Source organism: Paenibacillus filicis (genome assembly GCF_038070315.1).
Lineage (GTDB): Bacteria > Bacillota > Bacilli > Paenibacillales > NBRC-103111 > Paenibacillus_G > Paenibacillus_G filicis.
Window position 1 is genome coordinate 51,273 of record NZ_JBBPCC010000030.1, and the last position, 23,063, is coordinate 74,335.

Annotated in this window: 21 protein-coding genes; 5 read left to right on the plus strand and 16 right to left on the minus strand. The window is 55.5% G+C overall.

The window, feature by feature from the left end; translation table 11 throughout:
- Window positions 1-42 precede the first annotated feature (42 nt).
- The gene (locus WMW72_RS31595) at window positions 43-951 is read right to left on the minus strand and encodes a COX15/CtaA family protein (protein WP_341419583.1); all 909 of its coding nucleotides are present in this window, start codon (window positions 949-951) and stop codon (window positions 43-45) included.
- A gap of 203 nt (window positions 952-1,154) precedes the next feature.
- The gene (locus WMW72_RS31600; RefSeq protein ID WP_341419584.1) at window positions 1,155-1,499 is read right to left on the minus strand and encodes a thioredoxin family protein; all 345 of its coding nucleotides are present in this window, start codon (window positions 1,497-1,499) and stop codon (window positions 1,155-1,157) included.
- Between the two features lie 198 nt (window positions 1,500-1,697).
- Here WMW72_RS31600 and WMW72_RS31605 point away from each other — a divergent pair, with 198 nt between their 5' ends.
- On the plus strand, window positions 1,698-2,543 hold the full coding sequence (locus tag WMW72_RS31605; RefSeq protein ID WP_341419585.1) for an SPFH domain-containing protein: 846 nt from the start codon (window positions 1,698-1,700) through the stop codon (window positions 2,541-2,543).
- Window positions 2,544-2,552: 9 nt separating this feature from the next.
- Window positions 2,553-2,777 (plus strand): type II toxin-antitoxin system antitoxin, encoded by a 225-nt coding sequence (locus tag WMW72_RS31610; protein WP_341419586.1) that lies wholly within the window; start codon window positions 2,553-2,555, stop codon window positions 2,775-2,777.
- Between the two features lie 274 nt (window positions 2,778-3,051).
- On the opposite strand, the gene WMW72_RS31615 is transcribed toward WMW72_RS31610, so the two are convergent.
- Complete coding sequence (locus WMW72_RS31615) at window positions 3,052-4,641, minus strand: copper amine oxidase N-terminal domain-containing protein (protein WP_341419587.1); 1,590 nt, start codon at window positions 4,639-4,641, stop codon at window positions 3,052-3,054.
- A gap of 139 nt (window positions 4,642-4,780) precedes the next feature.
- On the opposite strand from WMW72_RS31615, the gene WMW72_RS31620 reads away from it, so the two are divergent.
- A complete protein-coding gene (locus WMW72_RS31620; RefSeq protein WP_341419588.1) occupies window positions 4,781-6,214 on the plus strand; it encodes a DUF2515 family protein in 1,434 nt (477 codons plus the stop codon).
- A 155-nt stretch (window positions 6,215-6,369) separates the two neighbouring features.
- On the opposite strand, the gene WMW72_RS31625 is transcribed toward WMW72_RS31620, so the two are convergent.
- From WMW72_RS31625 to asnB, 4 genes are all read right to left on the minus strand, one after another.
- Entirely contained in the window at window positions 6,370-8,136 is a 1,767-nt protein-coding gene (locus WMW72_RS31625; RefSeq protein ID WP_341419589.1) for a putative polysaccharide biosynthesis protein, read from the minus strand.
- A 151-nt stretch (window positions 8,137-8,287) separates the two neighbouring features.
- Entirely contained in the window at window positions 8,288-8,776 is a 489-nt protein-coding gene (locus WMW72_RS31630) for a DUF456 domain-containing protein (protein WP_341419590.1), read from the minus strand.
- A 113-nt stretch (window positions 8,777-8,889) separates the two neighbouring features.
- The gene (locus WMW72_RS31635) at window positions 8,890-9,633 is read right to left on the minus strand and encodes a Cof-type HAD-IIB family hydrolase (protein WP_341419591.1); all 744 of its coding nucleotides are present in this window, start codon (window positions 9,631-9,633) and stop codon (window positions 8,890-8,892) included.
- 84 nt (window positions 9,634-9,717) lie between these two features.
- Window positions 9,718-11,595, minus strand: coding sequence for an asparagine synthase (glutamine-hydrolyzing) (asnB, locus tag WMW72_RS31640; protein ID WP_341419592.1), 1,878 nt, complete (start codon window positions 11,593-11,595; stop codon window positions 9,718-9,720).
- A gap of 249 nt (window positions 11,596-11,844) precedes the next feature.
- Between asnB and WMW72_RS31645 the strand changes: the two genes are divergently transcribed.
- Window positions 11,845-12,654, plus strand: coding sequence for an SDR family NAD(P)-dependent oxidoreductase (locus WMW72_RS31645; protein WP_341419593.1), 810 nt, complete (start codon window positions 11,845-11,847; stop codon window positions 12,652-12,654).
- Window positions 12,655-12,810: 156 nt separating this feature from the next.
- On the opposite strand, the gene WMW72_RS31650 is transcribed toward WMW72_RS31645, so the two are convergent.
- The 9 genes from WMW72_RS31650 to WMW72_RS31690 all read right to left on the minus strand — a co-directional run bounded on the left by WMW72_RS31650 (window position 12,811) and on the right by WMW72_RS31690 (window position 21,639).
- Window positions 12,811-13,695, minus strand: a complete 885-nt coding sequence (locus tag WMW72_RS31650; protein WP_341419594.1) for a metal ABC transporter permease — start codon at window positions 13,693-13,695, stop codon at window positions 12,811-12,813.
- Entirely contained in the window at window positions 13,692-14,663 is a 972-nt protein-coding gene (locus tag WMW72_RS31655; RefSeq protein WP_341419610.1) for a metal ABC transporter permease, read from the minus strand. The genes WMW72_RS31650 and WMW72_RS31655 overlap by 4 nt, the downstream gene beginning before the upstream one ends.
- A 5-nt stretch (window positions 14,664-14,668) precedes the next feature.
- The gene (locus tag WMW72_RS31660) at window positions 14,669-15,436 is read right to left on the minus strand and encodes a metal ABC transporter ATP-binding protein (RefSeq protein ID WP_341419595.1); all 768 of its coding nucleotides are present in this window, start codon (window positions 15,434-15,436) and stop codon (window positions 14,669-14,671) included.
- A 24-nt stretch (window positions 15,437-15,460) separates the two neighbouring features.
- Window positions 15,461-16,393, minus strand: coding sequence for a metal ABC transporter solute-binding protein, Zn/Mn family (locus WMW72_RS31665; RefSeq protein WP_341419611.1), 933 nt, complete (start codon window positions 16,391-16,393; stop codon window positions 15,461-15,463).
- 370 nt (window positions 16,394-16,763) lie between these two features.
- Window positions 16,764-18,866: a peptidoglycan D,D-transpeptidase FtsI family protein gene (locus WMW72_RS31670; RefSeq protein ID WP_341419596.1), complete on the minus strand. Its 2,103-nt coding sequence runs from the start codon at window positions 18,864-18,866 to the stop codon at window positions 16,764-16,766.
- A 45-nt stretch (window positions 18,867-18,911) separates the two neighbouring features.
- Window positions 18,912-19,619 (minus strand): HAD-IA family hydrolase, encoded by a 708-nt coding sequence (locus tag WMW72_RS31675; protein WP_341419597.1) that lies wholly within the window; start codon window positions 19,617-19,619, stop codon window positions 18,912-18,914.
- A 143-nt stretch (window positions 19,620-19,762) separates the two neighbouring features.
- Window positions 19,763-20,926 carry a transglutaminase domain-containing protein gene (locus WMW72_RS31680; protein WP_341419598.1) on the minus strand — a complete coding sequence of 388 codons (1,164 nt, stop codon included), beginning with the start codon at window positions 20,924-20,926 and terminating at the stop codon, window positions 19,763-19,765.
- 51 nt (window positions 20,927-20,977) lie between these two features.
- Window positions 20,978-21,415: a hypothetical protein gene (locus WMW72_RS31685; RefSeq protein ID WP_341419599.1), complete on the minus strand. Its 438-nt coding sequence runs from the start codon at window positions 21,413-21,415 to the stop codon at window positions 20,978-20,980.
- A 71-nt stretch (window positions 21,416-21,486) separates the two neighbouring features.
- A complete protein-coding gene (locus tag WMW72_RS31690; protein ID WP_341419600.1) occupies window positions 21,487-21,639 on the minus strand; it encodes a hypothetical protein in 153 nt (50 codons plus the stop codon).
- Window positions 21,640-21,866: 227 nt separating this feature from the next.
- Between WMW72_RS31690 and WMW72_RS31695 the strand changes: the two genes are divergently transcribed.
- Window positions 21,867-23,027, plus strand: a complete 1,161-nt coding sequence (locus tag WMW72_RS31695) for an MFS transporter (protein ID WP_341419601.1) — start codon at window positions 21,867-21,869, stop codon at window positions 23,025-23,027.
- The last annotated feature ends 36 nt before the right edge of the window (window positions 23,028-23,063 follow it).

Here is a 23,063-nt window from a genome sequence, read left to right on the forward strand (position 1 = left end):
GAAGGCTTACGGCAGCCTTCTTGCTGCGTAAGCCCTAGCTTGTTATCCCCTCGTATGACGCGAGGCGATCGCCGAATAACATAATATACCGAACAAACAGGAGACAAGCACCGCATGCAGCAGGCTGGCCAGCAAGTAAATATCGTAGCCGATAGCAAGCGTCACGAAGCCGCCGCTCAGAATCTGCAAGAAGACCAGGATCAGCGACAACCTGACGGAACGGTAAATTCCGCTGTCCGATCTGGCTTGTCCGCGCACAAACAAGAACAGCGTAAGCAGCGCCAACCCGAGAATGGCTGCTCCGACCCGGTGAATAAAGGCGATGCTGGTCGGTCCGGTCATCTCAGGAATCACCTGGCCGTTGCAAAGCGGCCACCCGATACAGCCGCCCATCGCTTCGGTATGGCGAACGAACGCGCCCAGATACACGACCACATAGCTGTAAACCAGCACAGCCCAGATGGAAAACCGCACACCCCGGGTCAATCGGGTGCCATCTCCCTTGTACATGGCGTCGCCGAATCTCGTAAACACCAGATATAGCAGCAGCGTAAAGGCAAAGGACATCAGCGAGAAGCCAAAGTGCAGCGCCAGAATCGCCGACGATTGCGGCCACACGACCGCCATCGCGCCCAGCACGGCCTGCAGGAGCGTGAAGAACATCGCGCCGCCTACATACCATTTGGCATCCTTACGCTTGCTGTACAGAAACACAAGAATCATCGTAGCCAGCAAAATGATGCCGACGACGCCCACCACAAAGCGGTGGCTGTATTCAATAAGCGATTCAATCGTATAGGCAGGTACAAACTTGCCATTGCAAAGCGGCCAGTCATCGCCGCAACCCCGGCCCGATTCCGTCTTCGTGACAAGCGCGCCCATCACCAGAATCAGGAACATCCCCAGCATGCTGGCCAGAGACAAGGCCTTCAGTCTACGCTCCATTTTCATCCGCTTTTCACCCGCTTCTTTTCGTTCGTTACTTGCTTAGTATGGACATTCGATGGATGTTCAGACAGCACGAACGCTCATCTAACATTATAACGATTAAAACGGGCCAATTCCATGCGGAAATGTTACAAAGCCATGAAAGAAGAAAAGCCCGGGCATGCGATGAATCGCCGCCTGGACTTCTCGTAGGAATAACGCCGGTGTTAAGAATTAACGGCGCGGGATACCTCGACCGCACGGTCGAGAAATTGCTCGATCTCATCCCGGGTCTTGCGCAGCTTGCTCACGAAGCGGACCACTTCCTGACCATTGCGGAACACGATAAAGCTGGGAATGCCCAGAATATTGAGCTCGCTGCACAGATCAGGCAGATCGTCACGGTCCACATGAATAAAGCGCAGACGATCGTCATAGGCTGCCTCGACCTCCGGCATAAACGGATCGATAAAATGGCAGTCCTTACACCATGTCGTCTTGAATACAGCGACTGTAGGTTTGTCGTCTGCGGTAATTTCCTTGAAGCGCTGGTCGGTTTTGACCTGTTCCATGCTCATCACCTCTATTCCACTTATAGCACCCGGTAAGCTTTGTGTCAATTCTCTGCGCAGCCCCCGCAAGGGACAAGCCTCTGTCCCCCTAGGGAGGAATAAAGTCATATTTTCCAGAAAGTAGAGATTTACATTAATTTCTAAAAGTGATATCATAAAAATATCAAAATAATATTCACCCAAAAGGAGTGTATGTATATGCAAGAAAAGAAGCCCTGGACTTGGAACGGTTTTGTCGGGCTGCTCGCCCTGCTACTGATCGATATCGCAGGAGCCTGGATCATGGTCCAGACCGAATCGCCTGTCATCGGCGTGATTCTGGCTATTATCTCCGTCACCCTGTTGTCCGGCCTGACAATTGTCCAGCCGAATCAGGCGATGGTCGTCACCTTCTTCGGCAGCTACGCCGGAACGATCCGCCAGAGCGGTATCTGGATGACGACTCCATTCTCCGTCCGCAAGAAGGTATCGCTGCGGGTCCGCAACTTCAACAGCACGAGGTTGAAGGTCAACGATATTGACGGCAATCCGATCGAGATCGCAGCGGTCGTCGTATTCCGCGTCGTCGATTCGGCCAAGGCTACCTTCGATGTGGATAATTATGAGCAATTCGTCGAAATCCAAAGCGAGACGGCACTCCGGCATGTAGCCGGTAAATATCCTTATGACATGTTCGACGAGCAAGGTTACTCCCTACGCGGCAATTCTGACGAAGTAGCTGCCCAGCTCGCCCGGGAGCTGCAGGACCGGCTGTCCGTAGCCGGTGTCGAGGTTATGGAAGCACGGCTGACGCATCTGGCTTACTCTACCGAGATAGCCAGCGCCATGCTGCAGCGACAGCAGGCAGCTGCCATCATCGCAGCCCGCTCCAAGATCGTGGAAGGCGCGGTCGGCATGGTCCAGCTCGCCATCTCCCAATTGCAGGCGGAGGGCGTCATTGAGCTGGATGAAGAGCGCAAAGCGGCCATGATCAACAATCTGCTGGTGGCCATCGTGTCCGACCGCTCGGCTAGCCCCGTGATCAACACGGGAAGCCTGTATTAGGTCACTGCCATGGCCGCAAAGAAAAATTTTGCTCTGCGGCTGGACCCCAAGCTCTACGAGGCGCTCGAAAGGTGGGCAGCCGACGATTTCCGCAGTGTAAACAGCCATATTGAGTATTTGCTGCGGGAAGCTGCGGCTCGCGCCGGAAGGCTCGGGCCGCAGCGCCCGTCCTCCAGCCGTGACGAGCCCCCGTCGTCCAGCGCAGCATCTGACAGGACCGACGATAACTTATAGCAGCAAAATTCCAGCAAGCCCCCGAACGCTCCGGCCTACAACGGAGAACGGTTCGGGGGCTTGCTGCGTTCACAGGCTTCGGGAGGCTCAGCTCTAGCAGGCGTTTCCTCCCTTCAAGCATAACAAGGTGCATATTGGGATAATCTAACTTTCAAGCAGGACGCGCTGCAGACAGTATCAGAGGCCGCATTGCCTGGTCTCCCGGTCTTGGATGGAACGGGCGGAATAGAAAAAAGGCCTGGGGCGCTTATTGCGCTCCAGGCCCTGCATTCTTTTAATCGCGGGTAATATGGACGGTTTGTGTTTCTTGTGTCCAGCCTACCTTGGCATTCATGCTTTCTGCTACAAAACGTACAGGTACATAGGTATTACCATCGACAAGCACAGCCGGTTGATCCAACTCAAGGGTTTTACCATTAACGGTCGCCTGCTTGCTGTCAAGCGTCAATACCGCAACGCTGCCCGTGAGCGGGTCTGTGATGGTCACTTGTTTGGTTGCCGCATCCCATTTGACTTCGGCATCCAGCTGCTCCGTTACGAAACGAACCGGCACCATGACCGTTCCATCCTGGTTGTAAGGCTGCGGCAGGAAGCTCCAGCTTTCTTCGCCTGCTGCTGGAACGTACATGTCGACCTTCTTCTTGGTTACCTGCAGATCGTCCTTCAGCAATTTGTACAGATCGGACTTCGGATCTAACGAACCGACGAACTTGCCGGCGGTCAATCTGCCGGAATCGCCCAGCAAGTCGATAACGCCGCCGGATACGTCGATCTTGTCGACCGTGACCGTCTTGTTGATATTCCAGGCCTCACTGGTGGACGTTACTTTGAGCGACTTCACCCCGTGCTCGGCGGAGTTCGGCAGCTGAATTTGCAATTCCGTCACGGACTTGCGCGTAAAATGGTCTTTATCTACATACAGATCCGTCTTCAACGACTGATTATCGTTCAGTACGTCTTTGACGGAGTCTCCGACCGTCTTATCAAAATCCGCTACGATTTCTTGCAGCTTGCCTTTCAGGAATGTATGGATGAATTCTACAGCCAGTGTTTTGTTCTCCAGGAACGGCAGGATCTGATCCATCTGTCCACTGCCCGCACCTTCCGGTTGGGAAGCTTCAACGGATTTCAACATTTCCTTTACAAAAGGCACATACAGGTCATACAGCACGCCGATGAATTCCTTCAGTCCTTGGTCGTCCTTCAGCACGTTCGTCAGGAAGCCCTTGACCAGACTAACCAGCTCGCCGCCCGTCAGCTCGATGTGAAGCTTGTCTGTTGCTACGGATTCGCCGTTTACGGTGATTGTAGCAGATTCGGCCGAAATGGTTTTCGGATTCGGGAAGTTAGTCGTGAAGAAGCCAGCCAGCTTAGGCATGGAATCAACGGCCTTCAGCGTGAGCTCCTGGATCTGCTTCTGCAACTCGGCAGTCAGGATCTCGCTGCCGGCAGCACCGCCAGGTACCGCACCGTTACGGATGACGATCGGTTTTTGAGCGCCTTCAATTTGGAGTGTGAACTGCTTGTCAGTCACCGTCAGATGGAACGGAATCTGCTTGCTTCCGTAACTGAACGACCCCTTCATGGAGGCATTCGTCAAGCTTTCCTGCTTGGATTCCGTGATATCGATCTTTAGTTTTTTCAGGAAATCGAGCGTGCGCTGCTGCTCGGCAGTCAGGGAAGCGGACGGGTCCTGCGTCAATTCCAGCGTAATGCTCGAAGAACCTTGTGCGGATTTGACAGAATAGGCACTGGAGATCGTTTTGCCAACATCCACGCTTCCGACCTGGGCACATCCTGCCAGACCAACCGCAAGAGCGGACGCCATCAGACCAGCTTTAAAGCTCCAACTTCTTTTCTTCATTCTGTACCTCCTACAATTTGACGAATAATAAAGCCCACTAGTTATATACGTTGCCAGATGAACAAATGTTTCGTTATGTACAAAATAACAGACCCTGTTTATCAATACTTACCTAATTCTTTACCCAGGTGGCGATGGCATGAATCACGGGAATTCACGCGGCAGGCAAGTTTGGGGCCGGATAACCTCACTGCCCCGATGGCTGAGCCGGCACGCATCGCGGCTTGGGAGCCGGGTGCTTCACTGGCTCAGCTACCGAGGCGCAGCGGAATCGAAAGTGGCTGATGGCGTGGCTGGTAAGCCGATTGCTGGCAGCAGCCGTGAAACAGACGACACGATGACTAGTAGGCCAAATGGAGTCGGTGGTGAAACTGACGATGCAATGGCTAGCGAGCAGTTCGGCGAGGTGGTGACCGGGAGGCCAGATAGCAAGGAAGACAAGGCGGTCCGGCTGGAGCCAGCTGCTCTGCGTGCGCTCTCGGCTCGCTACAGCTGCGAGCTCGGGGCCATGCAGCCTGAGACAGCAACAGCCGCTTTGACCGGTCGGGAGCGCAGCCTGTTAGCCCGTATCCAAGCTGAGCGGGATACCCTCAACCGCAATAATCTGACACGTACAGAAGCCTACCTTCGGTTCTATCGGGACCATCCCGAGCTGCACTGGGCGCTGCTGGCGCATCTGGTCTCGCGCAACGGCGGCTGGAGCATGACGGACCTGTGCGGGGAACATGTTCCTTTCCTGCTGGACAGGGACCAGCGGGCCTGGGTATTCGCATTCCTGGAGCGCGCGAACTCGCTGATCTTCTACGATGCGTATCCCCAATTGCTGCTGTATGAGGCAAGCCTGAGGGAGCGTCGGCCTCTCTTTCACCTCCTGAAGGAGCTGGGCGTGTCGGCCTTCATGTGTCCGCTCTGGGAGCGATTCTGGGAGAAGCGGGAATCCTCCCTGCTTACGATAGGGCTCATTGTCAATGAACAGCATTTTATCGAGGAGCGTGTCATCCGTCATTCGGCTTACCGGGAGCATGTAACCGGCACGTTCTTTTTTCAGCTGCAGTCACTGCTGCAGCTGAATCAGGTGTTGTTTCCTTACCCGCAGGATGGCGGGGTATCGAGGCTGGCAGGACTTGCGCTCGAGAGCTTCAGCAGCCTGAACGAACGTATCGAGATCGGCAAGCAGCTGTATGCGATGCTCTTCGCTATCCCCGAGGTGCACCGGGGCGCAGTAAGCTTCGCTATAACCCGCACTCACTCCGGCTCGCGGGCCGATTATTGGCCGCATATGTTCACCTCTAGCCGCCAGGGTCCCCCGCCGAAACGGGGACAACTCCGGGAGAAGCTCGACGGCATCCGTCTGCAGGCCGGGGCTGCCCGGCTTTACAGCCCCACACTGGATGCCGCATGGCCGGATCATCCGGTGGCCCCTCCCGAGCCGGGAGACTGGTTCAGGGATTTTTCCGCACTCGATTATCTGCAAGATGTCGAGCCACCCTTCCTCTACGACCGAACGCAAGCTTACGGCAGCGGCTTGAAGCGACTGGAGATGGCCGTACTCGCAGGCGACCTGTTCAGCTAAGAGGCCACTCAAGCTCAGACAGACTTGTCTGAACGGCAACTTTCCTTAGATACACCAAACAGCCCGGCTCGAGAATTTCTTCTCAAGCCGGGCTGTTTGTTTTTCTTTTCCCTATCAGACAGGGTCGTCAAGCCTGAAGCGTCAGCACACCTGGGCTATTTCTTCGAGCCCGGCATACGGGACAGGACCGGCCGCAGCAGCCGGCGCAGCGGACCAGGCAAGCTGTTCAGATCCTGAAGCGTCATGACGCGCGATGCGAAGAGCAGCACGGTGTAGAGTACGCCGACTACGCCGCAGACGATAACAGCCTGCACGAAATCATTGGCGCGCAAGGAGACGAACGGCTGAACATAGGTCCGAACCGCCGCGTCGAGTGCAATACCGACCGCCGAGACGACTACCGTAGAGACGATCAGACCGGCCCAGCGGCGGATGCCGAAGATGCTGAACGAAATCGAACGGCGCAGCACCCCGAGATTGATTACGGTCATCAGGATGAAACAGAAGGCGGTAGCGGCGATGATGCCGTATATGCCCCATACCGGCGCGAGCACGAAGCTAAGCAGAAGCTTGGCCCCAATCCCGACAACAACGCCCAGCACCAGCGGCTTCATCCGCCCCATCCCCATGAGCACCGCGCCGGATGTTTGCATCACGATCTGGAAAATCGCCGATACCGTCAAGGCGGCTATAATCGGCCCTGCATAGGTATCCACAACCACCGATGCCGCGGAATTGCCAAAAACAAATCCATTGAGAGACCTTGCGCCCAGAGCAATCAGCAATACCATAGGCAGTCCGGACAAGATGGACAGTTGCAGCACCTTGGAAGTTTGAGCGGATACCTGTTTCAGATCATTCTGCGAGTACGCTCCCGAGATAATCGGTACGATCGACTGGCTCAAGGCAATAGCCAGAATAATCGGAATACCGGCGAGCGACTGAGCGCGGCCCGTCAAGATCCCCAGCAGTTCCCTGGCCGTATGCTCACCGACCTGCTCCTTGAGCAGCAGCGTCACAATCGACGAATCGATCGTATAGATCAGGGTAACGGTCATCGAGAAGATGACGATTGGCACGGACAGCTTGAAGAGCTGGGCGTAAATCTCCCGGAACCGAAGCGGTGCTGACGGCTTGGAAGCCGACGCACTGTCCTGCTTGCCTGGTAAGGAAACCGGCGGAGTCCCCTCGGCGGCCTCCGGCCCGGCGACGACAGCCGCTTCCGTTCCAGACGTTCCCGGTACAGCATCCCCTGGCTGCGGCCGGCGTTCGCTCCGGTCGCGCCGCTTCAGACGCAGCGCATAGTAGAGCATGACAGCTGCAGCGGCTATGCTGCCCATCACACCGCCAAACGAAGCGCCGGCGACGGCGGCATCCAGGCTGTGGCTGAGCAGCAGATAAGCTAGCGCCACCGAGGTGGCAACGCGGAAGATCTGCTCGATAATCTGCGAGATCCCGTTAGGCATCATCATCCGCCGTCCCTGGAAGTACCCCCGCATGATCGCGATCAGCGGGAACAGCAGCAGGGCCGGAGCAATCGCCTGAATCGGCAGCGTCGCCTGCGGGTTCAAGATGCCGCTCGCAAAGTACGGCGCACCGACATACATGATGACCGTCATGATGACACCCGCAATCACGGCAAACAGGAGCGCCGCGCGGTAGATGCGGTCCGCTTCCTCATGCTTTCCGAGTGCCGTACGCTCGGAGATCATTTTACTGAGCGCACTCGGAATACCGGCCGTAGCAACGACCAGCAGCACGGAATACAGGTTGAAGGCGATGCCGTAGGCCGCCATCCCGATATCCCCGAGCAGGTAGACCAGCGGAATGCGCTGCACAACGCCCAGTGCGCGCGCGACGAGCGCAGCCAGCGTCAGAATCAGCGTTCCCTTCACTAACGAATCCTTCGAATCCTTCGACAACGTGTTCCCTTCTTCCCTGTCCGATAATTCATGCGAAAGACCGCCCGGCTGCGCGCCGGCCGGTCATCGCGACTACCATCGCTTATGTACACAGACACAGAGGTACTCCACGGGTTGTACCGCCCGATAGAGCCTCCGGCTTCGCCAAGAGCTAGGCGTAACGCATGATCCAAACAATAAACAGCAGGATCATCAGCAGCTGCAGTATGACCTTAACGACCAGACCCGAGAAGAAGCCGACCAAGGCCCCAAGTCCGGCGCGCAGCGACTGGCGGATCGGCGTTCCGACGATTAACTCGCCGATGACCGCCCCCAGGAAGGGACCGGCGATCAGGCCCACGACCGGAATCACGAACGGTCCCGCGATCAGTCCAATGGTACTGCCGATCACGGAGGCACGGTGGCCGCCGAATTTCTTGACGCCTATCGCGCTCACCAAATAATCGGCAATCATAAGCACCACGACCAACGTGGTCTGGATAAGCCAGAACCATAAGCCGAACGGCTTGAACCCGATCATAAAGCCATAGACGAAATACGCCCCGTAAATCGCCAGCGCTCCCGGCAGCACCGGATAGACCGCGCCTGCCATGCCTACGACGAACAACACGATGACAATAATCCACGCGGTGATCACCATACCGGTTCCTTCTTTCCTCCGTCCGGAACTCCGGACTTCCCGAATGTCTGAAGACTGCCTAAGCGACCTGCCGGATCATTCACGACCTCGCCCCCGAGCGATCAGCCTGCTGCTTATACCAAGGCGTACTCCCTGATGATCTTCGCAACGCCATGCTCTTCGTTGGACAGCGTGACGGCGTCCGCCAATCCCTTCACTTCCTCCTGGGCATTTCCCATCGCGACGCCCAGTCCGGCTTCACGGATCATCGCTATATCGTTCTGGCTGTCGCCCATTGCGATCACCTGAGACATGTCGATGCCATACAGCTCGCATAGACAGCGCAAGCCCGTCGCCTTGCTGACTCCCTTCGGATTCAGCTCGATATTGCATGGATGCGAATTCGTAATCTCGTACAGTCCGCTTTGTTCGAGCTGTTCGCGAATCACAAGCAGAGACTCCAGATTCTCGGTGTAATAGCCGAACTTGAGCCACTCCCGCTCCTGCAGCTTGCCTACGTCGCCCCAGCTTTCCTTGTTGAAAATCCCGTTGACGGAATACGCCCAGAACCAGGGATCGTACTGCACGGCAAGCTCATGCATCCGCTGAACCTGCTCGGCCTTGAGCGTATGACGCTGGAGCAGCTCCTCCGGCGTCTTCCAGACCTCGCCTCCGTTGACGGTTACGAGCGGGGATTGCAAGCCTAGTTCCACGGCATACGGCAGCGCGCTTTGCAGTCCGCGTCCCGTCGCGAAGACAACCTTGATCCCAGCGTCCTCCGCAGCCAGAATGGCTGCGCGGTTTTCTTCAGAGATGGTCTTCTCCTCTGTCAGCAGTGTCCCATCCATGTCGAGCGCGATTATCCGGTATCTTCCCATCGTGTTCCTCAGCTCTCTTTCTATGCAATTTATCAACCTGCGTCAGGCCGGGAGATCCCTCACCGGCCTAGCCCTGCTCTCTCCCTATAGAGCGTGAGCAAGCACAGGGACTTTTTCTTCCTTGAGGTAAGTCGAGTGCCAGAGAGCAAACATATAGATGGTCCAGATGCGGCGGGCGTAGTCGCCCTTCCCGCTGCGGTGCCCGTCCAGCATCGATCTGACCGTATCGATACGGATATACTCCTCGATACCGCTGCCCTCGATCTGCTCCAGAATCTCGGAGCCTCTCGGGCCCCTCATCCAGTCGCGCATCGGCACGGGGAAGCCCAACTTAGGGCGGTTCAGGATAAAGTCGGGGATAATGCCTTCCATGGCCTTACGGAATACGTACTTCGTCGTGCCTTCGGCGATCCGGTATTTGGCCGGGATGCGCCTGGAGACTTCGTACAGCTCCACATCGAGGAAAGGAACACGCAGCTCGATCGAGTTAGCCATCGTCATTTTATCCGCCTTCATCAGAATGTCGCCCGGCATCCACAGGTTCATATCGATATACTGCATCCGCGAGACCGGATCGAGATGCCGGCTGCGGTCGTAGATGGTCTTGGCGATCTGAAGGGGATTTCGGTATGACCGGAGCAGCTCGCGGTCGGCATTCACGAGGTCCGCCTTCATATCCTCCGTGAAAATTTTGGCATTGCCCAGGAACCGCTCTTCGAGCGGCGTTGTCCCGCGCAGCACGTAGTTGCGCCCCTTGAAACCAGATGGCAGCATACGCGCGAGCGCATGCATCATCCGCTTGACGCCATGCGGCAGCCGCTCGATCGGCGCCAGCGAATTGGGCTCACAATAGATGCGGTAGCCGCCGAACAGCTCGTCCGCACCTTCGCCCGACAGCACGACCGTGACCTGCTCGCTTGCCATCTGGGATACATGATAGAGGGCAATCGCCGACGGATCGGCCACCGGCTCGTCCTGATGCCAGACCGCCTTGGGCAGCGTGTTAAAGTAATCCTGCTCCGTGATCACCTTCTCAAAGTGCTCGGTATCGAGCGCCTGAGCCGTCTGGCGGGCGATCAGGGTCTCGTTGTTCGCACCCTCGAAGCCGACCGAGAACGTCCGGATCGGCTCGATGGACCGCATCATCGTCGCAATCGCCGTCGAGTCGATGCCGCTGGACAAGAAACAGCCCCGCTCTACGTCGCTTTGCATATGGTGAATGACCGAATCCCGCAGCGTCGAACGGATCTGCTCCACGCAGTGCTCGAACGAGAGGCTCTCATCCGGCTGCAGCATCGGATCCCAATAGCGCTTGATGGACATATCGCCGTCGTAGCTCACGGTAACCGTATGTCCCGGAGGAAGCTTGTGAATATCCTCGAACATCGTATCCGGGTCCGGTACGTACTGGAAGGTCAAGTAATTGTACAAGCTCTCGCGCCGTACGGACCTCTTGAGCCCTGATGCAAGCAAGCTCTTAATCTCCGAGCCGAAGATGAAGGTGGAGCTGTCCTTATAATAATAAAGCGGCTTAATGCCGAAATGGTCGCGGGCACCGAACAGCTTGCGCTGCCGCTTGTCCCAGATGACAAAGCCGAACATCCCCCGCAGCTTCTCTACACAGGCTTCCCCGTACTCCTCGTACAGATGAACGATAACTTCTGTATCGGTATGCGTCTTGAAGACATGCCCCTTGCCCTGCAGCAGATCCCGCAAGTACTTATAATTGTAAATTTCGCCGTTGAATACGATCCAGACGCTGTCGTCCTCGTTGGCCAGCGGCTGATGACCTTCCTTAATATCAATGATGGAGAGACGACGGAAGCCAAGACCGATTCGGTTATCGCTCCAAAATCCGATGTCATTCGGTCCGCGATGCACGATACAATCGGTCATGCCCGTCAGCATCTCCCGGGACGGTTCTCGATCTTCAAAATACATGACGCCGGTAATCCCGCACATTCCAGTAAATCCTCCTCATACCGCGTAGCTAGCGCGAATAAATCGTTGATACATCAGTATACCACAAGTACGGCCGTTTCTGTAACTTATGGTTGCGCCCGCGTAACTTATCATGACACCTGTTTAACGGGTCAGAGGGACTCCCAGCAGTCGTTTTTACTTATAAAAAATACCGCTTGCCTTAAAGTCGACTTTAAGGGTTACGATGATTCATGAGCCAAGCTCAATCCGTAATCTGGAGGGAATATCATGAATAAAACCATTTTAATTACAGGCACATCAACGGGATTCGGTAAGGAATTGGTTCTGCAATTTGCCAAGCGTTCATGGAATGTCGTCGCTACCATGCGGGATACGTCGAAAGCTGCCGCTGAATTTAGCCCATATAGCAATGTACAAGTCCTGGCCTTAGATATTACAAATTCTGAAATGATTAACGAGGTTGTCGGTGCGGTAACCCGTCAATATGGACAAATTGATGTATTGCTCAATAATGCCGGTTACGCGCAAGCGGGTGTTTTTGAAGAAATATCTGTGGACCAAGCGCGTCAGCAGTATGAAACCAATGTTTTTGGTGTCATGAGCACCATCCAAGCCGTTCTTCCACAAATGCGGCAAAATCGCTCGGGCCATATTATTAATATCTCGTCCATGGGTGGCGTGCAAAGCTTGCCAACCTTGTCCGTTTACTGTAGCTCTAAAGCAGCCCTTGAAAGTCTAAGTGAAGGTCTGGCGGCTGAAGTTAAGGAGCTGGGCATCCAAATTACGCTTGTCGAGCCTGCCGGATTCAAAACAGGCTTCCAGGGGAATACTCAGGAAATTACGAGCGACATATCAGACTATCAACCGATTTATGATTGGTATAATGATCTGGCTAAGACCGCACCTTATGGCAACGTGGAAAAAGCCATGTCAGCCGTAGCCGATATTGCCGGCACTGACCATGCTCCAAGAAGACTAGCCCTGGGCAGCATGGGGCTCGTGATGGCCCGTACGCAGCTGAATTCCATGCTTGAGGAGTATGACAAGTGGGAGCACATTACGGCTAGCGCAGATTAATTTTGAAGATTCAAAAGGGGTATGGAAGTTTTTCCATACCCCTTTTTGCTATTCGTCAAATTCATTATAGAAGTGCTGTACCTATCCACTGATCAAATTCAGATGCGGTTATTGCAGGTCTCATGGATTTCAGGCTAGGAAATAGCATCATCACATTCAGGTTACGAATTCTCCCGCCTGTTTGCGCAGCTTCAGCTTGCGCCAGACAATGCCGTGTGTAGGCGAGAAGAGGAAAGCCACCACGAACAGGATACCGGCTACCGTGATCATGCAGCCTGCGATGGAGGCGTCGAGCACGACGGCCATCCAGTAGCCCAGCACGGCGCTCAGCACACCTATAGCCATGCTGTAGACAATCATGAGTCCGAGCCTCTCCGTCAGCAGATAGGCCGTTGCGGCCGGTACGACCAGCATGCCTACGACCAGAATGGCGCCTACGCTCTCAAAGGAGGCTACTGTCGTCACGGACACGAGGCCCATCAGGAGATAATGGAAGAAAGCGACTGGTATGCCGATCGCAGCCGCCATCGCCGGATCGAAGGCGCACAGCTTGAACTGCTTGTAGAACAAGCCCAGCACGATCAGGCTGACGGTCAGGACAAGTCCCAGCCCCCATACCGCCTTAGGCCCGATATCCACCCCGAAGGCCTCGATTCGGTCCCACGGCACCTGGATGATCTCTCCATACAGCACACAGTCCAGATCCAGATCCACCTGGCGGGTAAATAGACTGACCAGCACGACGCCCAGCGCGAACAAAGCCGTAAACACGACGCCGATTGATGCATCCGATTGCACCCCGCTCTGATTAAACCATTGGATCAGGAAGACGGTAATCAGTCCGACGACGGAAGCGCCCAGCATCATAAAGAGTGAGTCCCGGGAGCCACTGAGCAGGAAGGCAATCACGATGCCTGGCAGCACCGAGTGGCTGATGGCATCGCCGATCATGGCCATCTTCCGGAGGACCAGGAAGCAGCCGAGCAGCGCGCATGAGCAAGCGACGAGCGAAGCGGTCAAGATAATCCAGAAATCATTCATAGCTGACCCTCCTCGCGCGCGCTCTGGGTCGAGCGGGAATGAATAACAACCCGCTGCTGATGAACCTCCAGCTCACTGAGTACGCTTCGCTTAACGGCAATACGCTCGAGCAGCTTGGCAGCCAGCCCGCGCCTTGGCGCGAACAGCACGGAGAAGACGAACAGTGCCGTCGCCGCCAGAACGCTGAGCGGACCGGTCGGCAGGTTGCTGCCCAGACCGCTGATGAAGGTGCCGACAAACCCGCTGATAGCTCCGAATATGCCGGACAGCACGACCATCACGCCCAGCTTCTCCGTCCAGTACCGGGCGGATACAGCCGGCGTAATGAGCAGAGCGGACATCAGAACGACCCCGACAGCCTGAATCCCCACGACGACAGCCACCACGATCAGGAACATCATAAACTGGTCGAGTGCCGCTACCGGCAGCCCGATGCCTTTGGCAAAGCCGGCGTCAAAGCTGAGCAGCTTGAACTCCTTGAAAAGCAGTGCGCAGATCAGCACCAGCAGCAGGGCGACGACGGCCATCGTGATCACATCCGTCAGCACCATCGACGCAGCCTGCCCGAACAGAAACTTGTCGAGTCCGCTCTGATTGCCGCTGCCTCCATGCTGAATCTTGGTGAGCAGCACGATCCCGATGCCGAAGAACACCGACAGTACGATCCCTAGCGCAGAGTCCTGCTTGATCCGCGAATTCCGGGTCACGTACCCGATCCCGAAGGTCGCGATCAGCCCCGCTGCCGCTGCCCCGATCAGGAAGAAGAAAATCGATTTGGAGCCGGTCAGCATAAAGGCGATGCACACACCGGGCAGCGCCGCATGAGCCAGTGCGTCACCCATCAGGCTCTGCTTGCGCAGATAAGCGAAGCTGCCGAGTACCCCGCTGCTGAGACCGAGCAGCATGCTGCCGAGCAGAATCCATTGGGCATTCGGATCGCTTAGCAATTGGATGAAATAATCAAACATTCCACTCACCTCGAACTGACGATTACGGCTTCTTCATCCTGCTGAAGCAGCGTCAGCCGTCCGCCGTAAGTCTTCTGTAGATGCTCCCGTGTGAACCATTCTGCGGTCGGGCCGATCCCCATCAGCTCGACATTAAGCAGAATGATCCAATCGAAATATTCTTTGACGGTCGCCAGATCGTGATGGACGACGAGTACCGTCTTGCCTTGCTTCTTCAATTCATTCAGCAGGGTCACAATCGCCTTCTCGGTCGCGGCGTCCACACCGACGAACGGTTCATCCATGAAGTACAATCTGGCGTCCTGAGCGAGTGCCCTCGCGAGGAAAATGCGCTGCTGCTGCCCCCCGGACAGTTGGCTGATCTGACGTCCTGCGAAGTCGGCCATGCCGACCTTCTCCAGACAGTCCAGTGCGTACTCCCGCTCCCGCACACCGGGACGCTTGAACCAGCCCAGATGCCCGTAGCGGCCCATCATGACCACATCCAGAGCACTCGTCGGAAAATCCCAGTCGACGGACTCGCGCTGCGGCACATACCCGATCAGCTTCCGCTGCTCCTGATACGGACGGCCGAATATCGAGACGCTGCCCGTCACCTTCGGAATAAGCCCGAGCGTCGCCTTGATCAGCGTCGACTTGCCGGCCCCGTTGGGTCCGATAATCCCGATCAGTTTGCCCTCGGGGATCGTCAGCGAAATATCGCGCAGCACCGGTTTCTTCTGATAAGCGACGGTCAACCCTTCTATCTGTAAAGGCGTATTCTGCTCTGACATGCCCTTCACTCCTTGCGCTTCTCGTTATTTCAATGCCTTCACAATCGTATCGACATTATGTCTGACCATGCCGATATAAGTGCCCTCGGGCGTGCCAGCTGGACCCATGGCGTCGGAGAACAGCTCTCCGCCGATCTTCACCTCGTGCCCCTGCTTCGCAGCCCCCTGGATAACGGCTTCGATGGATTTCTTGGGTACGCTTGATTCCACAAACACTGCCTTGATTTTATTGGCTACCAAGTAATCGCGCAGCGTGCTTACATCCTTGGAGCCGTACTCGGAGGCTGTGCTTATGCCCTGAAGCCCCATAACCTTGATGCCGTAGGCTTTTCCGAAGTACCCGAATGCGTCATGAGCCGTCACCAGCACCCGCTGTCCCTCCGGGATCGAAGCGATCTGCCTGGCAGCGTATTGATCGAGCTCCCGCAGCTTGGCGATGTAAGCATCAGCGTTCTGCTTGTATTCGGCGGCATGAGCGGCATCGTGCTTGGACAACGCCTCCTGTACTGTCTCGGTCGCCCTGGTCCACAGTTTGACATCGAACCATACATGCGGATCATGCGTGCCGGAGCCGTCATCGACCAGCAGCAGCTGCGACTCAGGAATGTCCCGGGTCACGGCAACCGTCGTCTTCTGCTTTGCCATATTCTCAAAGATATCCGTCATCTTGCCTTCCAGATGAAGACCGCCATACAGAATCAGCTCAGCCTCCTCCAGCTTCCGGACATCGCCTTGGGATGCTTTGTACAAGTGCGGATCGACGCCAGGCTTCATCAGAGCCGTCACCTTCACATGCTCGCCGCCTACCTGCTCGGTAATATCTGCGATCATCCCGATGGTCGTCGTGATTTTAATCTTGCCTTCCGCGTCCGCGCCAGTCGTCTTCGCTCCCCCGCCGCAAGCAGCAGCTCCCACTGCAAAACTTAGAAACAACATCGTCATCATCAAGCGCCTCATCGATGCAGGCAGCCGTCTTCCTTTGTTCACTTTCAATACCCTCTCTCCCCTTCTAACCAGATATATGTACTGGTCATTTATATGGTGTCTAAAAGTTGTCTAAGACCTCAATTGTTGGACATGACAACCTTTCTTTCCCTTATGACTTTAAGTTTATTATATACAATAAATTTTCCTTAGTGCAACTTTTAATTTGTGAGACTTGTTTTTCTGCTGCTCGTCTCGGGCATAATCCCCCAACTACTAGCAACCATCAGCGCAAAAAGGCCAGCCGAAACATCTTCGGCTGGCCTGTATAGACTAGGAGCCTCCCTCGGGAGGCTCCTAGTCAACTATTCGATTCACCTGACATCAAGCAGTGTGTCTGCGACTAGCGCTGTTTGTTTCCCGCGGAGCCTGCTGCACCATCTGGTCCCTGGCCGGAAGCATCTGCCGACTTCTTCGGCACGCCGTCCAGTCCGTAATAATAGTCGTAGGCGTCAAAGATTTTGCGGGCAATCGGCGCGGCACCGTAAGCGCCATAGCCGCCCTCCGGAACGACGACCGCCACGGCAAGCTTGGGCTTATCCATAGGGGCAAACGCGATGAACACCGCGTTATCGACCTCTTTGTTGCCGGCAACCCGCTGGGTCGACGTCCCCGTCTTCCGCGCGAGCGTGTACTTGAAATCTTCAAAGCCACTGACTTTAACCTGGGCCATTCCCTTGAAGATCGCATCCCAGTATTCCTTGGGGAATTCCGTCTTATCCAGCACGACCTTATCGTTGAACGCTTGGACCGGATCACCATTGTAGGTCTGAATTTTATCCACCAGCAGCGGCTTCAACCGTTCGCCCCGTGTCGCAAGCGTAGTGGCGTACTGAGCAAGCTGCATCGTGGTGTACTTCTCGTTCTGTCCCCAGGAAGCGAACACCATCCGCTGCTGCAGGGACTCCTTCTTATTGGTCAGATACTCGCTGATTCCGGGAGATTCGTTACGCAGACCGGTTTCCGTCAGGACGCCCATGCCGAACTTCGCCATGTAGGAATCCCAGATCTCGGCCGCTTTTTCTCCCTTTTGACGGTGAAGCTCATAGCCGATCATCGCCGACATGAACGTATTGGACGAAACTCTAATAGCTTCTGTTGCATCGATATACCCGTTCACTTTGCCGTCGGAGTTGGACAGCTTAGCATTGTTATCCTTGCCGTAGTAGAAGGTTCCCGTGTCGTTGTATCTGGTGCCGACCCCGAACAGTCCTTCCTTCAGCCCGATCAGCACGGACAGCGGCTTGATAACGGAGCCTACGTACACGATCGAAGTCGGGTGCCGGTTGCGTTCTTCCGCCGTCGGATAGTTCGGATAAGCGGTCGTGATCGTACCGTTGTTGATGAAAGGCTGAATCTCCAAGTACTGGGCGTTCGTCTTGATCCCGCCTGCCCATACCTTAGGATCGTAATCCGGCATGCTGGCCATAGCCACTACCTTGCCGGTTTCGACCTCCATCGCCACCGCATAGCCGGCTACCGCATTTTTGCCCCGTCCGACATAAGGGTCGTTGCGTACAGCCGGGCTTTTCAGATAGGCCAGATGATCCGTGATCGCTTTCTCCGTAATGGTCTGAATATCTTTATTGATCGTCAAATACAGATTGTTACCCTTGCTCGGAGGAGTCACTTCGGCCTGCCCGATGATTTTATTCAGGGCGTTGACCGGATACGTCTTGGTTCCGTTCGTTCCCCGGAGCTCCTTCTGGTACATGAACTCAATGCCGTCATAGCCTACATATTCCGTATCCATGTAGCCACTCGTATTGGTTTTGTCCTGATAGAAGGCTAGGCCGTTCTTAGACTCCCTCGCCTGGGAATACGGGCGCATATATCCAACGAGCTGGACGGCGACCGGCTTGGTAGGATCATAAGTACGGATGCTTTCCTCCGAAATCTCAATCCACTTCAGCTCATCGCGATGCTCCAGAATATAAGCCATCTCGTTATTGGACAAGTCAGTCTTAATCCGCCGCGGGACCGAGTTGTAGCTAGGTCTCTTCTCCGTGTCGGCTCCGTTCAGATCATAGCCTACGTCCATTTCCTTGATAATCTCCTCCGCCGTCAACGGGGGCTCTCCATCCCGCCCATAATCAGCAAAGGTTTTGGCCAGCTTATTCGCCAGCACGATGACCTCATCCTTGGGCTGCTGCTGCTCGATGCGGAAGTACAGCGACTGCACAGGCACCGTATAGGCCAGGGGAACACTTTCCCTATCGAAAATATTGCCCCGAATCGGAGGAATCGGATTGGCCATGCTGTTCAGTTTTGTTTTCTCATCGAGCAGCTCCTTACCCTTGACGAATTGGAGATTGGCAAGCTGTACGATCAGCACCGAGAACAGGAAGAACGTAACAAAGAAAAAGATATTAATACGAAACGTAAAATTACGCCGTTTGCCCGCCTCCTGCTTGGAGTGGTCTTCCATTCCGATCGACTTCTTCATGTGTGCCTATGCGGCTCCTTTCGTTGGAAGGAAGCACTCCCGGAGCTAGAGCAGTTCCTTCAGCGAGTGTATACCTTCGCCATCATGATAATCGTAGCGTTTGATCTTAACCGCATTGATGCCCACTTGCGCCGGGGCCCAGATGTCATTGCGGTCATGATCGCCTACGTACAGCACGTCCTCCGCAGCCAGCCCGCCCGTCTCCAGCGCCAGCTGGAATATCGCCGGGTCCGGCTTCTCCAGACCTACCTCCGTGGATACAATAACAGGATCGAAATAAGACAGGATTCCCTTATGCTCCAAGATCGACTTCAAGGTCGGAGCAAAGTTGGAAATAATGCCGAGCGCATAGCCCCGCCGCTTCAACTCAGCCAGTGTCTCCTTCACATCCTCAAACAGCGAGTACTGCTCAGGCGCCGTAAACAGATCATACAGCTCATGACAGCAAGCGTGGATCTGCTCCTCCGTCCAATTCTCGCTCTCTACCCCAAGCTTCTGCAAAATATAGTGATAGACCTGCATCCAAAAGCTCCGGTCAGACTCCGGCGTGCAGGCCTCAAAGTCCCCTAATTGCTTGCCGTAATACAGTAGACGAAAAGCCTCGGTAAAAAGTTCACCGATATGCTCCTCTTCGCGATGGAACGCCCGGGCAGCCAGCTGCTGCTGCAGAATGACCCGAGCAGCCGGAATCGTCAACAGCGTATCTCCGACATCGAAATAAATAGCTTTATAGGCCGAAAGTTCTTTTCTCAACGCTGAAAACCTGCCTTTACCTGCAACCTGAGCGATGACCCCTGGGAACACCGCGATTGCCATTTGTTTTATTCAGTTTACCACAAATTCCGAACGCAGGAAAAAGCCGAAATCCGGAATAAAGGATATTCGGCGGGCCGCGCCTAGGCGTCCTTGATATGTGTTTCGTTGAAGCCCGGAGGATTAAACCAGTTGCCACCACTCGCGACCCAGGTGGAGTCGAGTGGCACCCAGGTCGATTCATCCGCTATATACACTTCATTCCAAGCATGGGGCCCGTAGCCTCCCCTGCCGTCATACCCCAGGCCCGTCACGACCTTCACATCCAGACCGACGGAGCGCGCCATGACTGCGTACAGTCTGGAGAAATCGATGCACACCCCCTGCTTGGTGAGGAACGTATCCTCCGGGGTCTGTTCCTTCCAGATGCGCCTGGTTTCATACTGCTCGACCTTGTCCCAATCATACTGAATACGTGTGCCGACCCAGCGGTAGAGCAGGCGGGCCTTCTCTTCGTCGGTTTTGGCTTTGGCGGTTACCTGCTTGGCCGCCTGGGCCACATCCTGCGGAATCCGGGCATCCAGCACCTCATACTTGCGCTGGAGAATATTGCTGAATTCCTGCTCGACCGCTCTCGTAAATACCGGAAGCTGGCTTTCCAGAAATCCTCCGGTGACCGGCTGGATGACCCCTCTCGCCCCCGTCTGATAAAGCGTGGAGGCCTGTATATAGCTGGCTACAGGCGTCTGGGGAAATAAGGTGGTGAAGATAAAGAGCAGCGCGATCATCACCAGGCCCCGCCCAAGTCCCGTTACCCCGCCGATCAAGCCCCCCAGCACACTGCTGACGATGGACGGAGTACCACGCGTAGGGACGCCCGCCCCTTCTGCACGCCTGCCCAGCCATCCGTCCACCACCGGGTCAAGCAGCCTGTATACCAATTGCTTGACCACCCCGTAGCCGAGTACGAACAGCACACTGTAGCGAAGCAGCGAGAAATCGCGCACAGCCGTGACCCCGGTATAGTAAAACTGCTCCCAGGTCCCCAGATCCTCCGAAGGGATCTTGAGATTCAGCCCGACCAGCCACGACTGCACCTTGGGCGACAGCCAATTCGAGAGCTGCCAGGCGAGCAGCAGGCTGACTAGCGTAACCAAGCCTTCGGTGAACATAAGCCCCAGATGCCTGGCCGAGGAGGAAGCGCCGCGCCGCAAGCCCTGCACAACGGAAATGAGAAACGCTCCCGCTATAACAATCGTAACCACATTCCATGCTTGTGACTGATTCCAGAAATCCGCAACGTTCATTCCCTCTCCCCCTCTTCCGGCAACCGTGCCTGAGAAAATCTGCTCCTCCGGCTATTGAATACCTGCGTTCTTTTTGGCCTGATCCACCAGCGCCTTCATCACATCATCCATTTTGACCGTAAAGCTGTTGTTCATAAACGTCACCTTGATGTCGCTTTCTCCCGGCTTGCCGTCCAATCTGACACTTTTAGTCATGACGGTGAAGGAACCATCCGGATTCTGCTTGTATGTCGCTTCCTTGATCTCGTCACTGAATGCCTTAACCACCTGATTCTTCACTTCGGCAGCGGCCTGCGCTCCTACTGTCGCTCCCAGCTCCAGCAATTGATCCTTATAGCTCGCCCCATAATAATAAAGCGCAGCGAGCAAGGCTATGATCAGCACCCACTTCACGACCGTCTTCACCAGCTTGATGACTAAGAACAAGACGATCACCGCGCCTACGATCACAAACCAGCGGTCCTGGATAAATTCCATCAAAAAGTCCACGTAGATCCCCCTTATTACCTTTCGTTGTCCGGCTATGCTGTCCGCCCCGTTCATCATACAACATAGGGCGATTATTCTTCATCTCTTTTTTTGCGGAGCTCCGCGAGCCGTTCCTGGATGTCTGCGGACCTGTCAAGGCGCTTCAAGCTCCGCCGCAGCCGGATCAGGCGAAATACAGATAACGCGAGTATGGCGAACAGCACGATAATGACCAGCGAATTCAATCTTCTCAACCTCCCCACGCGCGTCGCGTATGATGTTTTACGTCCAAGCAGCCCGCGGGTTGCGCCGGTAGCCGTTAGTGAGCCTAATCGTTAGAGCCGCTTACCATTCACGTACCTGATCATTGCATCAGCGAATAGTTGTACTAAGTTGGGCATGACTGACGTACACGTAGAAAGAACGGAAGTGCGGACAACCGCTCGCATAAAGATAAACTGGGGTGATTGGATTGAAAACCGCTGTTTGGCTGTACCTGTTCATGTTCGTCGCTATCTTCGATCTGCACGCGCAGTATCCGATCCTGACGCCTTTCGCCGTCTCGCTGGGCGCTGCTCCTTCTTTCATCGGCCTGATTCTTGGCGTTTACTCCATTACCCATCTGCCTGGAAATCTGATAGCCGGATACGGAGTAGACCGCTACGGCAGCAAGAAGTTCATTCTCTTCAGCCTGATTGTAGCAGGAGCGCTGCTGCTTCTCCAGTCCCGTGTTACCGACCCCTGGCAGCTCCTGGTCATCCGCTCCATCAGCGGTTTTGTGCTGGCTTTTCTCTCGCCAGCCTGCTTGTCCATGCTCGCCAAAATCGCCAGAGACCGTGTTCATCAGGGTAAGCTGATGTCCGGCAACGGCATGGTTCATACGCTAGCCTCCGTGCTGAGTCCGGCAGCAGGCGCCTATCTGGTAGCCACGCTCGGCTTCGAGCAATCCTTTGTCTATCTGGGCTGGGGGCTGATGGTTACCGGCGTGCTGGCCTGGATTTTCGTGAAAGAACCGCGCGAGCTTATGGAAGCGGAACGGACGGAGGGACAACCTCTGCACGATACCCCAGCATCTGTGGGACAACCCGGAGGCTCCGGGTCTATTCCTTGGCTCTTCTTCTGCGTGCCGCTGGCGTTATCCTGCTCCCAGGGCATTCTGTTCTTCGAGCTGCCCTTGATGCAGGAGACGCATAGCTCCATTATGACCTCCGGGATTTTCTTTTCCCTGGTCAGCCTGGGCTCTCTCGTCACCTTGAGCATGCTGTTTCTTAACCGCATGTCGGCGGCGTGGCGGATCACGCTCGGCAGTCTGGCCCTAGCCTTCATCTTCTTCGGCATGTCTATCCGCTGGGCGCTGCCTATGTTCGCCTCGTTATTTATGATCGGCATGACCAAAGGGGTCATTTTCCCGGCGATCGCTTCGTATCTGGCGGCCAATACGAACTCTAACCGATACGGCAGAACCTTCTCCATTCTGTCTATTGCCTACTCCATCGGAGCCTTTATCGGTCCGATCGTCGCGGGGCATGTGCGCGGGGAAATGTCGCCTTACTTTATCGCGTTTCTGTTCCTGATGACCGCTCTGGCCATCCTTCCCTTCCGCTCCATTCTCTCGCCAGCCCGAGCCTCGTAAAAGGGGGCGTTCGGAGGGCTGCTCCCGTCATGTAGG

Bases quoted from the DNA above. Each gene is read 5' to 3' on its own strand.
- WMW72_RS31655 (WP_341419610.1), bottom strand. From the start codon at position 14,663: ATGTTTGATTATTTCATCCAATTGCTAAGCGATCCGAATGCCCAATGG.
- WMW72_RS31605 (WP_341419585.1), top strand. From the start codon at position 1,698: ATGCAAGAAAAGAAGCCCTGGACTTGGAACGGTTTTGTCGGGCTGCTC.
- WMW72_RS31600 (WP_341419584.1), bottom strand. From the start codon at position 1,499: ATGGAACAGGTCAAAACCGACCAGCGCTTCAAGGAAATTACCGCAGAC.
- WMW72_RS31665 (WP_341419611.1), bottom strand. From the start codon at position 16,393: ATGAGGCGCTTGATGATGACGATGTTGTTTCTAAGTTTTGCAGTGGGA.
- WMW72_RS31680 (WP_341419598.1), bottom strand. From the start codon at position 20,926: ATGAACGTTGCGGATTTCTGGAATCAGTCACAAGCATGGAATGTGGTT.
- WMW72_RS31630 (WP_341419590.1), bottom strand. From the start codon at position 8,776: ATGGTGATCACCGCGTGGATTATTGTCATCGTGTTGTTCGTCGTAGGC.
- WMW72_RS31620 (WP_341419588.1), top strand. From the start codon at position 4,781: ATGAATCACGGGAATTCACGCGGCAGGCAAGTTTGGGGCCGGATAACC.
- WMW72_RS31635 (WP_341419591.1), bottom strand. From the start codon at position 9,633: ATGGGAAGATACCGGATAATCGCGCTCGACATGGATGGGACACTGCTG.
- WMW72_RS31595 (WP_341419583.1), bottom strand. From the start codon at position 951: ATGAAAATGGAGCGTAGACTGAAGGCCTTGTCTCTGGCCAGCATGCTG.
- WMW72_RS31645 (WP_341419593.1), top strand. From the start codon at position 11,845: ATGAATAAAACCATTTTAATTACAGGCACATCAACGGGATTCGGTAAG.
- WMW72_RS31670 (WP_341419596.1), bottom strand. From the start codon at position 18,866: ATGAAGAAGTCGATCGGAATGGAAGACCACTCCAAGCAGGAGGCGGGC.
- WMW72_RS31615 (WP_341419587.1), bottom strand. From the start codon at position 4,641: ATGAAGAAAAGAAGTTGGAGCTTTAAAGCTGGTCTGATGGCGTCCGCT.
- WMW72_RS31660 (WP_341419595.1), bottom strand. From the start codon at position 15,436: ATGTCAGAGCAGAATACGCCTTTACAGATAGAAGGGTTGACCGTCGCT.
- asnB (WP_341419592.1), bottom strand. From the start codon at position 11,595: ATGTGCGGGATTACCGGCGTCATGTATTTTGAAGATCGAGAACCGTCC.
- WMW72_RS31610 (WP_341419586.1), top strand. From the start codon at position 2,553: ATGGCCGCAAAGAAAAATTTTGCTCTGCGGCTGGACCCCAAGCTCTAC.
- WMW72_RS31650 (WP_341419594.1), bottom strand. From the start codon at position 13,695: ATGAATGATTTCTGGATTATCTTGACCGCTTCGCTCGTCGCTTGCTCA.